This is a genomic window from Bacteroides sp. An51A (genome assembly GCF_002161565.1).
GTDB lineage: Bacteria > Bacteroidota > Bacteroidia > Bacteroidales > Bacteroidaceae > Phocaeicola > Phocaeicola intestinalis.
The window spans coordinates 666,906-679,779 of record NZ_NFIC01000001.1; the positions used below are offsets into that span (position 1 = coordinate 666,906).

Annotated in this window: 8 protein-coding genes and 1 pseudogene; 6 read left to right on the top strand and 3 right to left on the bottom strand. The window is 41.9% G+C overall.

What is annotated here, in order from left to right:
* Window positions 1–92 precede the first annotated feature (92 nt).
* Window positions 93–3,383: a TonB-dependent receptor gene (locus tag B5G04_RS02595; RefSeq protein ID WP_239414012.1), complete on the top strand. Its 3,291-nt coding sequence runs from the start codon at window positions 93–95 to the stop codon at window positions 3,381–3,383.
* Between the two features lie 23 nt (window positions 3,384–3,406).
* The gene (locus B5G04_RS02600) at window positions 3,407–4,906 is read left to right on the top strand and encodes a RagB/SusD family nutrient uptake outer membrane protein (RefSeq protein WP_087395637.1); all 1,500 of its coding nucleotides are present in this window, start codon (window positions 3,407–3,409) and stop codon (window positions 4,904–4,906) included.
* Window positions 4,907–5,313: 407 nt separating this feature from the next.
* On the opposite strand, the gene B5G04_RS02605 is transcribed toward B5G04_RS02600, so the two are convergent.
* Genes B5G04_RS02605 through B5G04_RS02615 form a run of 3 tightly spaced genes read right to left on the bottom strand, consistent with a single transcriptional unit; the run spans window position 5,314 to window position 6,244 of the window.
* A complete protein-coding gene (locus B5G04_RS02605; RefSeq protein WP_239414013.1) occupies window positions 5,314–5,559 on the bottom strand; it encodes a hypothetical protein in 246 nt (81 codons plus the stop codon).
* Entirely contained in the window at window positions 5,556–6,029 is a 474-nt protein-coding gene (locus B5G04_RS02610; RefSeq protein WP_087395640.1) for a DUF3990 domain-containing protein, read from the bottom strand. The genes B5G04_RS02605 and B5G04_RS02610 overlap by 4 nt, the downstream gene beginning before the upstream one ends.
* On the bottom strand, window positions 6,026–6,244 hold the full coding sequence (locus tag B5G04_RS02615; RefSeq protein WP_022039204.1) for a DUF3791 domain-containing protein: 219 nt from the start codon (window positions 6,242–6,244) through the stop codon (window positions 6,026–6,028). Before B5G04_RS02615 ends, B5G04_RS02610 begins: the two co-directional genes overlap by 4 nt.
* Window positions 6,245–6,448: 204 nt before the next feature.
* Between B5G04_RS02615 and B5G04_RS02620 the strand changes: the two are divergent.
* The 4 genes and pseudogenes from B5G04_RS02620 to pyrH all read left to right on the top strand — a co-directional run.
* Window positions 6,449–9,442 (top strand): annotated as a pseudogene (locus B5G04_RS02620) (SusC/RagA family TonB-linked outer membrane protein); the annotation flags it as partial.
* Window positions 9,443–9,475: 33 nt separating this feature from the next.
* A complete protein-coding gene (locus B5G04_RS02625) occupies window positions 9,476–11,107 on the top strand; it encodes a RagB/SusD family nutrient uptake outer membrane protein (protein ID WP_087395643.1) in 1,632 nt (543 codons plus the stop codon).
* Window positions 11,108–11,366: 259 nt separating this feature from the next.
* The gene (locus tag B5G04_RS02630) at window positions 11,367–12,014 is read left to right on the top strand and encodes a hypothetical protein (protein WP_087208737.1); all 648 of its coding nucleotides are present in this window, start codon (window positions 11,367–11,369) and stop codon (window positions 12,012–12,014) included.
* Window positions 12,015–12,141: 127 nt separating this feature from the next.
* The gene (gene pyrH, locus B5G04_RS02635; RefSeq protein WP_013617405.1) at window positions 12,142–12,852 is read left to right on the top strand and encodes a UMP kinase; all 711 of its coding nucleotides are present in this window, start codon (window positions 12,142–12,144) and stop codon (window positions 12,850–12,852) included.
* The last annotated feature ends 22 nt before the right edge of the window (window positions 12,853–12,874 follow it).

Below are 12,874 nucleotides of genomic sequence, written 5' to 3' on the forward strand. Positions count from 1 at the left end.
GTATACAAGTTATTAGATTAATGATTACCTTTGCGCCTAAACTGGATTAGATAAAAGTGTTTATTTAAGGTTAAAATTAAGAGAGAATTTTTATGAAAAGAAAATTGATGCTGTTAATGACCTGCCTGATGATAGGCATTGGTCTGGTAAACGCGCAAGTACGGAAAGTGACCGGTACGGTTACATCTGAAGAAGACGGTTTACCTGTAGTGGGAGCATCTGTATTGGTAAAAGGTACCACAGTAGGTACGGTTACTGATATAGATGGTAATTTTACGATTAGTAACGTGCCAAGTTCGGCGGGAACTTTGGTGGTTTCTTTCATCGGCTTGCAGACGCAAGAGGTTAAGATTCAACCTGTTATGAAAATTATGATGCAGTCTAATGCACACGAGCTGGATGAGGTAATGGTGGTCGCTTATGGAGGTGCAACCAAACGTTCATTTACTGGTTCAGCAACTGAAATCGATGGGGAACAGATTGCATTGAAAAATCCTACAGAATTATCGAAAGCTTTGGCAGGAGAAGTAGCAGGCGTACAGGTTATGTCAACATCAGGTCAGCCGGGTACTAATGCTAGCATCCGTATCCGCGGTCTTGGTTCTGCTTATTCCAGTCGTTCTCCTTTGTATGTAGTAGATGGCATTCCTTTTGAGGCGGACTTAAGTGGTATTGACCCGAGTGATATTGCTTCCATGACTATATTGAAAGATGCTACGGCAACTGCATTGTATGGTTCTCGCGCTGCTAATGGTGTTGTATTGATTACGACAAAGAAAGGTGAAGCAGGCAAGACTCGTGTTGATGCGGAAGTAAAATATGGTGCCAATATGCGTCTGATTCCTCAATATGATGTCATTGATAGCCCGGAACGCTTCACGGAGTTGACTTGGGAAAGCATGAAAGGTTACGCTCAAGTGGCTGGAGGGTATGACGCTCAGCAAGCTGCAGCGTGGGCATCACAAAACTTGTTTGGTGGAGGACAAGCCGGAATAGCTCCTATATACAATATGTGGAAAGCAGCCGGCGATCAGCTGATAGACCCTTCTACCGGACGTTTTAATAGCGGAATAACACGCAAATATACACCTGAAAAATGGGATGATTACCTTTTCCGTACAGGACAAAAATTTGATGCAAGTGTGAAGATCTCAGGTGGTACAGACAAAATGACGCATTACACCTCTTTCAGCTATTTGAAAGATGAAGGTTATTACATTTCATCTGATTACGAACGTTTCAATGTTCGTAACAACATGAGCAATCAGATTGCTCCATGGCTGAAGGCTACCACTTCGCTTTCATATGCTTATATGATTACAAACCGCCCGGGGCAATCAGATAGCAATATGAATAACGGTTTCCAGTTTGTAAATGGTATGCCTTCAATTTTCCCTGTGTTCGAACGTGATGAAGAAGGCAATATCGTGCAAGACACCAACATTGGCGGCAACAAGTATGATTATGGAATGAACGCAGGCTATCAGCGTCCGTTCGGTGCCGGAATCAACCCTGCAGGAGCCTTGCTGTTGGATGAGGATGAAATCAAATCGCACCAGTTCAATGGAAACGCTTCTTTTGAAGCACGGTTCTTGAAGTATTTCAAATTGACCGCTAATTTGGGTTTGCAATATTTAGGGCAAGCAGAGAATGAATTGACCAATCCGTACTATGGTGACAGTGCGGGAAAGGGACAGATTATCAAATATCAGACCAACTATTTGAACTTCACAGCCAATCAAATTTTGTCGTGGAGCCAAAGCTTCGGAAAAAACAACTTTGATGCATTCGTAGCTCATGAGTCAACGAACAGTACCACAGCCGTTTCTTATGGAAGTAAATCCAAGATTGTACGTCCAGACAATACGGAATGGAGTAACGGAGTCGTAATGGATTACATGGAGTCGTATACATACGGCTACGCTATTGAAAGTTATTTCGGACAATTGCGTTACGACTGGGATAATAAATACTTCCTTCATGGCACTATTCGCGCAGACGGAAGTTCACGCTTCTCAAAAGGAAACAAATGGGGAACTTTTGGTTCTGTAGGAGCTGCCTGGGCCATTACAAACGAAGAGTTTATGAAGAATGTGAAGTGGTTGAAAAATCTGAAATACAAAATAAGCTGGGGTGTATTGGGTAATCAGGATTTCATCACCTCTCCGGTAATCGCCGGTTACTATCCTTATGCCGACCTTTACCAGATCAATAACCTGAATGATAATTATACATTCAGTTTTGTATTTAAGGGTAATCCGAATTTGACTTGGGAAAGAAGTTCGACATTCAATACTGGTATCGAGTTCAACATAGCAGACATTTTGGAAGGTGAAGTGGAATATTTCCATAAGAAAACTACCAATATGTTGTTTATGAAACAAGTGGCTCCTTCACTTGGCTATGCATCGTATCCGGTAAATGATGGTGCGTTGGTCAATCAAGGTGTTGAATTTTCTTTGACTGCTCATTTGTTGAACAAGAAAGATTATAAGTTCGACTTCCGGGTAAACGGTGGATATTACAAGAATGAAATGACGAAGATGCCGATTGACGAAACAACCGGAAAGGAAAAAGCCATTGAATTGTCTACTTATTATGGCTGGGCAAAAGGTCATTCGCTCTATGACTTTTATATGCGTGAATATGCAGGTGTAGACCCACAAACAGGTTATGCATTATACAATCAATATTATAATGTCAAACCGAATGGAGATCGTGAGCTGATTACCGATATGGAAACATACAAATCAACAAACGCTATCAATAAACTGGAAGTTGAACAAACCAGTGATTGGAGCCAAGCGACAAAGAAATTTGTAGGGAAATCAGCTATTCCTGCCCTGCAAGGTGGTTTCGGCTTTGATTTGTATGCGAAAGGATTTACATTGAACGCAACATTCTCTTACGGCATTGGCGGTTATGGGTTCGATTATAACTATTTAGCATTGATGCATAATGGAACTGCAGGTTCATACAACTGGCATAAAGATATCGAAAAGCGTTGGCAGAATCCGGGTGATATCACCGATGTTCCCAGACTGTCAATGGATTATGGTGGTGGTGCTGATGCTACGAACTATGCCAATGCCACATCCACTCGTTTCTTGACAAGCCGTTCATATTTGAATTTGTCGAATATCCGACTTGGATATACATTTCCACGCAGCATAACATCCAAGTTGAAAATCGGTGGGCTGAGCGTGTATGTATCGGGAGATAATCTGTTCTATTTATCTTCACGTAAAGGATATGTGCCAACGGCATCTTCTGGCAACAGCGATACAGTCAACAACGACAACAATAATGACTCCGGTGAATCGGGAAGAAGTCAATATACTCCGCTGAGCACAATCATGGGAGGCATTCAGGTTCAATTCTAAACAAAACATAACAAAGAATTCTTATGAAAATGAAGATACAAAAACACATATCTATTTTGTCAATAGGGCTGATACTGTTAAGTAGCGGATGTAAAGATTCGTTTTTGGAGAAAAGCCCTACTGATTACATAACCTCGGATGATTTGGAAGAGGTTGCCAAATGGAATACAAATATTTTGATGGGACAAGCTCTTGGTACCTATTCTACAACATTTGCTATGAGTACCGGAGGTGTAGGAGGTCATGATGATTTTGGACAAAAAGCTGTAGATATTGCAACCGATTTGATGAGTGGGGATATGGTTATTGCTGCTCAAGGGTATGGCTGGTTTGAATATGCAGGTAATTTAACTTGTTCCACCCGCACGGCTGCAGCATTCTCTTATCAATTTTGGCGGTATTATTATCGCTTGATAAAAGCTGCCAATGAAATCATTGATGCGGCAGGAGGAGATGAAGCTACTCCTTCAGGAGATAATGGAGTGTATTATGCACAAGCCAAAGCATTAAGAGCACATTCTTATTTTAACTTGGTGAATCTTTATGCGCGTCCTTATTTAGAAGACAAGACAGCTTTGTCTATTCCACTTTATCGGACTCAATTGACTGCTGAAGCTGCTCCAAAATCAAGTGTGGAAGATGTTTATAAGCTGATCATAAAAGATTTAACTGATGCCATACCCCTTTTGGAAGGATATGTCCGTCCTTCTGGTCAGAAAGACCAAATTGATGCTAATGTAGCCAAAGGTATTTTGGCGTATGTTTATTTGACTATGGGAGATTATGCCAATGCTGCCAAGATTTCGCAAGAAGTCATAGATTCTGGAGAATATCCTTTAATGTCGAAAAATGAAATCATCAATTCCGGTTTCAATTCTGTCACCATTCCTTCTTGGATGTGGGCCATTGACCTTACTGTAAGCAACTCACCTGCATTGCCTACTTTTTGGGGACACGTAGACTTATTCACTTATAGCTATGCTTATGCTGGCGGTGAAAAACTGATTGACACCAACTTGTATAATTCTATTCCTGAATCAGACGAGCGTAAGAAATGGTTCACTGAATATGATGAGGATGGCAATCAATTGGAATTGACTACATGGTGGAAATTCTATGACAGTAAACGCATCATGGGGAATCGTGAATGGTATGATGACGAAGTTTACATGCGTGTGGAAGAAATGTACTTGATCAATGCAGAAGCCAATACGCGGAATAATAATCTTCCTGCGGCAAAAGCATCATTAAAATCATTCTTGAATGAGCGTGATGTGGAAACGGCTGAGACTTTGACTAATATGAGCCAATCTGAGTTGTTGGATGAAATTTATTTCAATTGGCGTTTGGAATTATGGGCAGAAGGTCGTGGACTGTTGACCTTGAAACGCTTCCAAAAATCAGTCACACGTTGTACCGAAGATGCGATGCTTCCTGGGCAAACTTATGATTATACAGATACGCGTTTGACATTCAGTATTCCAGAAAATGAGATTATCAATAATCCCAATTTGGCTGATTAAATGATTAAGTTAACTTAAATAGCAATTATAAGAAAGAGATAGATAAAACTCAATTCTGAAATAGGAATTTTTAATTTGATATTTAACGCTCTAAAAACAAAAGGTCGTATCATTACTCAGAACAGAGATTGATACGACCTTTCTATATTTCTTACGGCATTTATTGATGCATATCGTGGATGTCATGCCTCTACAGAAACGGTGCAAGATGTATAAATCCATATGTACATTATATATCACGAAATATACGATTCAACGTGACTGCTTACATTCGAGAATGCGTTTTGATGAATATAGTCTTCTTTTTTACTGTAAGTGGAGATAATTTATTTACATCTATCAAAGTGAAAGTAGATTCCTATTTTTTGGTGCAATCTCGTTTTTTACATTAATTAGATGACGCATTGTTAATGCCCATCGGCAGCACCGTCCAATTTCCCCGTCAGAAATTCTCTTTTAAGCCATTCATATATATAGGAAGGGCTTTGGCTGTATAAGCCAGTTTCTTTGTCAGAAAGTACTCTGAACGTATCAGATGTATAGACTATGTTCAGTGCGGAAGGTATGTCTAATTGAAAATCCGCAATCAAAAAATCTGTTATCTTATCGACTATGTGTGAAATCAGATAGTCCTGTTGGATTGGTGTCATCATATTCTTTCCAATAAGTTAATGCTTCGTAAAGTCCCGAAAAAGAATTGTCTGTTCAATTGTTTGTATTCCAATTCCTTTGCCAATTCCTCCAGAGTACAGAAACCTTCTTCGTAACGGCTTAAAAGGTAAGCTACCCCGTCATCAGCTATCGGACCCATCACAATATCGTAATGATGTGAAAAGGCAGGGATACTCCTTGTTCTATTCCGGTAAATGAATTCTGCCCACTCTTTGCTTGGCTTTTCAAAAAGCAGGACGTTCAGAAACGGAGCCGAGAGATACGTTTCATCAAATTGATATTTCTGTACAATCGGACTTCCGCCAAGAATCCGTGCTTTCTTGGCTGCCATATTTTCAGCCTGCACAAGAATATCAGTCAGATAAAAGCCTTGACCAAAGTCCTTGTACGGATTGGATTTTCGAATGTCTATCTGCTGAAAATCAACATTAGTCCCATGATAAAGTATCATATCAGTTGTCCTCCGTTTTTTTTGCAGATGACAATCAAGTCATCCACGGCATCATCAATGGATTGCAAATGCTCTACGCCGTAAAAGTCATTCAGAAAATCCACGCCTTTAAACCGATATAGGTATAAAAAAGCATTCTTGACCGAAAGGCTGAAACGCTTGGCAAAAGCACGTATGCATGCATTTATATAAGGTATCTTATACTTATCATCCATAACTAAAGGTGTTTGAGTTTCACACAAAGGTAATCAAAAATTCTATTATCTCATCATTTTCAGATATATCTCGGGTAGAAAAATTTCAGACGAAACCCTGTTATACTCTATATGAACCAATCATGAGAAAGAACAAAGCATAATTATAAATTCTGTAATTCGTTTATAAACAGTCATTTATAGGCATCATCAAGTTCGGCGGGAACTTTGGTGGTTTCTTTCATCGGCTTGCAGACGCAAGAGCTCGACATCCGACCGGTTATGAAAGTTGTACTGAAGTCGGATGAAGAGGTGTTGGATGAAGTTGTTGTCGTTGCTTACGGTACCCAGAAACGTGCCTCCATTACGGGTGCGGTATCATCTGTAAGTGCAGGTCAGATTGAAAAACGACCGGTAACAAATGTGACCAGCGCATTGGAAGGTACTACTACCGGTGTGCAGGTAAACAGTACATACGGTGAACCGGGTAATGGTAGTAATAGCATCCGTATCCGCGGTTTTGGTTCTATTAATGGAACAAACGAACCCTTGATTGTAGTAGATGGTGTACCCTATGAAGGCAGCCTGAACGAAATCAATACCAATGATATTGAATCAATGTCTGTCTTGAAGGATGCTTCTTCGGCTGCTCTTTATGGTAATAAAGCCGCTAATGGTGTTATTTTGATTACGACACGTAATGGAAAAGGAAGCAAACCGAGCCTGAATCTGGATATACGCCAAGGTATGTATACCCGTGGTATTCCCGAATACGACCGTCTGGGCATCAACGACTGGATGGAAACAATGTGGAAAGGATACCAACGCTATTATATGATAGACGAAGGTATGGATGCTGCTTCAGCCGCCGCAGCCGTTAACCAGACTTTGATGAGCAATGTTATCAAATCGAATATTTTCGATAAGGGAAACACTGAACTTTTCACAGAAGATGGAAAGTTCTTAGGAAATGTTTTGCCAGGATATAATGACTTGGATTGGAATGATGCTTTGGAGCGTACAGGCTACCGCCAAGAATATAATTTGAGCGGTGCAGCTGCGGGTGAAAAATATGATTTGTTTGCATCTGGTTCTTATTTGAACGAAAAAGGATATGTTATCAGTTCTGATTTTGAACGTTTCTCCGGTCGCTTGAAAGCCAACTTTACTCCGAACAAATGGTTTAAGAGCGGTATTAATTTATCAGCAAGTTCTTCGGAAGGCAATTATGCCAATGAAGCCAATGGCACCTATTATATCAACCCATTCTATTCCGCACGTATGATGGCTCCGGTTTATCCGTATTATGCACATGATGCAGAAGGCAATGTGGTGATGGACGAGAATGGAAATCCTACCTACAACCTAGGGCAACAATATCTGTCAAACCGCCATGTAGTATATGAATTGGAAAACGACATCAACCGTATGTACACCAACACGATGCAAGGACAGATTTATGCCACGATTTCGTTCTTGAATGATTTCCAGTTTACGGCAAAGGGAAATCTGTTCAATTCGAATATGAAACAGAAAAATTACAATAACCCTGTCTGTGGTGACGGTGCAGGCAACAACGGCCGTCTGACCCAATATTATCAACGTGTGAAAGATTACACACTTTCACAAGAATTATTTTGGGCTCACCACTTCAACAAGCATACGGTAGATGTGCTGTTGGCTCATGAAGCACGTAGTTATTATGAGTCACTGGACTATACTGCAAAGGCTAATATGAAAATGACAGGTGACAACACTGAGTTGTCAAACTTCTCAGAAACTACTTACAGTGAAGGTTCTACGATTGAGTATAACACAGAAAGTTATTTGGCACGTGCCCGTTACAACTACGATGACAAGTATTATTTCGATGCTTCTTTCCGTCGGGACGGCTCTTCCCGCTTCCATCCAGACCATCGTTGGGGGAACTTTTGGTCGGTAGGCGGAAGCTGGATGATTTCGAAAGAAAAGTTCATGGAAGATGTGACTTGGGTAGATGATTTGAAATTGCGCGCTTCGTACGGCGAAGTAGGTAATGATGCCGGCGTGGATTATTATGCCTACATGGCTTTGTATAATTCGGACACCAATGCCGGATTGGGTGCTTATTATAAGAACCAGCTGATGAACGAGGACTTGAAATGGGAAACTACCACTTCGTTTGACATCGCTGTAGAAGCACGCCTGTTCGACCGGTGGAACATTTCATTCGATTATTTCGATAAACGTTCGCGCGACCTGCTGTTCAATGTGTATAATCCGTTGTCGGCTGGTGCTACAGACTTGTGGGGAATCGGTAGTGCTGACGCAACAGCTATGTCAAGTATGGCAAAAAACATCGGTTCTGTATCTAATAGAGGTATCGAAATCGCTACTGATGTGGATGTTATCCGTACCAAAGACTGGAACTGGAATATCGGCATGAACCTGACATGGCTGAAAAACGAGATTATCGAATTGCCTGACGGAGAAGATATCCTAAACGGTGTACAGATGTTCTCGGAAGGACATAGTATTTACGAGTTCTATATGTACCAGTATGCCGGTGTAGACCAGATGAACGGTCGTGCTCTTTATGAAATTGACCCGACAAAAGTTGAATCGGCAAAAGCAGCTGGTTATCATGTGAATATCAACGGTACAGACTATACGTATAACACCACGTATGCTAGAAAGGACTGGAGCGGCACTGCATTGCCTACTGTTTATGGAAGCATCTCGACTTCGGTAAGTTATAAGGATTTAACTCTTTCTATCTTAGGGACTTACTCATTGGGTGGAAAGACATACGATACCACCTATGCTTCTTTGATGAGTTCGAGCGTAGCCAGTCCGAATGCACTGCATACAGATGTGTTGAATGCCTGGCAGAGTGTACCTGCTGGAATGACAGAGGATTCGCCCAATCGTGTAGATCCGAACGGAATTCCCCGTTTTGACTTGTCATCACAAGATGCTTATTCGCAAGGTTCATGTGACCGTTGGCTGCAAAATTCTTCTTATTTCATCTTGAAGAATATCAACTTGAACTATAATTTGCCTAAGAGATGGGTAACCAAACTCGGACTTGGCGGTATAAGCGTATATGGTAGTATTGAAAACGCATTTACCATTACCTCGCTGAAAGGTATGAACCCGCAGTACAGTTTCAACGGTACGATGGACAACACATTCGTCACTGCCCGCGTTTATACTTTAGGCGTAAACTTGAAATTCTAAATCAATACATAAATTAATAGAGCATATAAATATATGAGACATTCTATCACAAAATACATGACAATGGGATTGCTGGGTGCTGCCTTGGCGTTCAGTTCCTGTAGTGACAGCTGGCTGGACACGGTGCCTACTGGTTCAGCTTCTGCTGGGGAAGTGAACGGTAATGCAGACAATATGAAGCAAGCCATCAACGGTATCTGCAAACTGATGACCATGCAGCATGCATATTATGGCCAGGGTTTTAATGGCGAAGGTACCATCATGATGATGTACGCCGAATATATGGGTGAGGATTTCTATTTCCCTGTATTTGCTCCGGGATGGGCTCCGATGATGAATGGAACGATGAATGACAGCAATACATCCATTTATGATTCGTACCCTTGGTATTATTACTATACCATAGTAGGAAACGCTAATACGATTCTTGCCAATGTAGATATCGCCGAAGGAGATGAGGCAGAGCTTCAGTTTCTGAAAGCTTCAGCATTGACATTCCGCGCATTTGCCTTTTCACAAGTAGTACAGTTCTATTGCAACAGTTGGGCGAATAGCAACAACGGTGCTACAGACGGTATAGTTTTACGTTTGGATGAATCTACAGGTGACATGCCGTTGTCTACCTTAGCTCAGACCTATGAACAGATTTACAAGGATCTTGACGAAGCCATCTCACTGTTTCAGGCATCCGGTTTAGACCGTAGCACTGTATACAGCAGCAGTGCCGTATGTTTTCCGAATCTGAATGTGGCTTATGGCGTATACGCTCGTGCTGCCCTGAATCGGGAGGATTATAGCAAGGCAAGTGAAATGGCCCAATTGGCCCGGAATGGTTATGCATTAATGTCGAATGCCGATTACCGAACCGGCTTCTGCAATCCGACGTCCGAATGGATTTGGGGTTCTTACAACGATGCAGCCGAGACATTATACTATTGGAGTTTCCAAACAACAATGGCATACAATGGATATTATGCATCAGTTGGCTATAATATTGCGGCAAGCCGTGAGTTGATTGATGCCATTCCTGATTCGGATATACGTAAAGGATTGTTCTTGCATTCAGGCACTTTCCTGTCGGAAGGGCAAAAAGTAGAAGATGTCATAGAAACGACTTATGGCAGTTTCAATGTAGAAACGGAAGCAGGAGTGGCTGCTGCAGAAAAAGCGAATAACTATGCAGCCAGCGTTTGCACTTACACTCCGGCACAAACCATTGAACCATACGGTGCTTTGAAATTTGCCGCACTTGGTATGCCGGGTATTGGATGCATTCCATTTATCCGTTCTTCTGAAATGTTATTGATTGAGGCAGAAGCAGCTTATCAGACAGGGGATATTACAAGTGCACAAAACGATTTGATTGAATTGAATCAAACCAGTGGACGTGACCCTGAATATACTTGTACGAAAACAGGAGAAGATTTGTGGAACGAAATTATTCTGTACCGCCGTCTCGAACTTTGGGGTGAAGGTCACAGCTGGTTCGACTGCAAGCGTTGGGGACGCCCGGTTCAGCGCAAAGGCATTACCGAAGGAGGTAATTTCCATGCATCTATCGCCGGTACTTATGGAGCAGACCCCAACTCTTCATTCTGGAAATGGGTTCTTCCGTCAAGAGAAACCGATTATAACAGTGGATTAGACATGCCAGCCGTAGAATAACGGACAAATACACGACAACAAGTAAAGCGACCCTTCTGCACGAAAACATCTGCAGGAGGGTCGTATTTTATATCATAAGGACGTATTTAAAACTTATCCCCAATCAGCCTACGATAAAATTCAAAACAGTTTCTTCTAAGCAAGACACCGCAAAGCAGCGCTACAAATAAAGCATTTAACAAGATTATCACAATGTAGAAACAAGGATGTAACACGACCACCCTATTTTTGCAATGTCAAATAAAAAAGGAAGAAAGAAATGAAAACAACTCTGATTAAAAACATCATTTTAGGCTTGGCTGCCATGACTTTCATTACAACTGCAAATGCAGAAGACAGCAACAAAGAAAACAAGACCAAAGACATGCAAGTAAAAGTACTGGTAGTTGGACTAGACAATGTGGGTTCTAACTATTTTCCAGCTCCTATGATTACAGAAGAAACCGGCATTCCTCAAGACAGCATCGGTGACACTTACAACCGTATTATTACCAATAACATCATTCAGGCAAACAAAGACAAAAAATATACGTTCGTCTCATCAGAAAATCTTCCTGATGTGAATACTCTTGTGACCGAAGTTAAAGTCAACGGAGAAAATGAAGACACCTATGCTGACTTAAGTAATGTAAACAAAGAAGAATTCAGCAAAATACTTAACGAAGCGGATGCCGACTATGTGCTTTTCCTTAATAAACATTACTTGAAATGGCAAGACACCCCCCTGCGCACCCTGTTCCACTTTGTAAGTTATTCACTTTACGACCGCAATCAGCATGAAGTGACCAAAGGGAACAACTATTTCACATGCATGAATTTGGAAAAGGGAGCCAAACTCAGCAAAGCCAGCCGTAAAAGTTCCTCCAAAATAGCTTCGGAAGTCATCAAAAGCATCAACAAAGACTAACTAGACATAAACAAACAGATTCTCTCTCTCTTTCTGACGTCGCCGCATGCTGAAAATGCCGCGACGTTTTTTGTGTATTCCCGTAAATTCTTGTTACCTTTGCCTGCAAACAAAAAAGATTCTGAATATGGCAAAATTTAAACGTATCTTGTTAAAGTTAAGCGGCGAAAGCCTGATGGGAGAAAAGAAATACGGCATAGACGAGAAACGCCTGGGAGAATATGCCTTGCAGATTAAGGAAATACACGACATGGGCGTGCAGATAGGCATCGTTATCGGCGGAGGGAACATTTTCCGCGGGCTGAGCGGTGCCGGAAAGGGATTCGACCGCGTGAAAGGCGACCAGATGGGGATGCTCGCCACGGTAATCAACAGCTTGGGGCTAAGCTCGGCATTGACGGCAAACGGGGTGAAGGCACGGGTGCTGACGGCTATCCGCATGGAGCCGATAGGCGAGTTTTACACCAAATGGAAAGCCATCGAAGCCATGGAGAACGGTGAAGTGGCCATCATGTCCGCCGGCACGGGAAACCCGTTCTTTACCACCGACACGGGTTCATCGCTGAGAGGCATCGAAATAGAAGCCGACGTGATGCTGAAAGGCACGCGCGTAGACGGCATCTATACCGCCGACCCCGAAAAAGACCCGACCGCCAAGAAGTTTGACGATATCACGTACGACGAAGTGCTGGCACGCGGGCTGAAGGTGATGGACCTCACCGCCACCTGCATGTGCAAGGAAAACAACCTGCCCATCATCGTCTTCGACATGGATACCGTGGGCAACCTGAAGAAGGTCGTTGCCGGTGAAAATATCGGCACGCTGGTACATAATTAACAATTAATAATTAACAATTAAT

Excerpts from the sequence above, each read along its gene's own strand:
- B5G04_RS02605 (WP_239414013.1), bottom strand. The coding sequence starts at position 5,559 with ATGATGACACCAATCCAACAGGACTATCTGATTTCACACATAGTCGAT.
- pyrH (WP_013617405.1), top strand. The coding sequence starts at position 12,142 with ATGGCAAAATTTAAACGTATCTTGTTAAAGTTAAGCGGCGAAAGCCTG.
- B5G04_RS02595 (WP_239414012.1), top strand. The coding sequence starts at position 93 with ATGAAAAGAAAATTGATGCTGTTAATGACCTGCCTGATGATAGGCATT.
- B5G04_RS02600 (WP_087395637.1), top strand. The coding sequence starts at position 3,407 with ATGAAAATGAAGATACAAAAACACATATCTATTTTGTCAATAGGGCTG.
- B5G04_RS02615 (WP_022039204.1), bottom strand. The coding sequence starts at position 6,244 with ATGGATGATAAGTATAAGATACCTTATATAAATGCATGCATACGTGCT.
- B5G04_RS02630 (WP_087208737.1), top strand. The coding sequence starts at position 11,367 with ATGAAAACAACTCTGATTAAAAACATCATTTTAGGCTTGGCTGCCATG.
- B5G04_RS02610 (WP_087395640.1), bottom strand. The coding sequence starts at position 6,029 with ATGATACTTTATCATGGGACTAATGTTGATTTTCAGCAGATAGACATT.
- B5G04_RS02625 (WP_087395643.1), top strand. The coding sequence starts at position 9,476 with ATGAGACATTCTATCACAAAATACATGACAATGGGATTGCTGGGTGCT.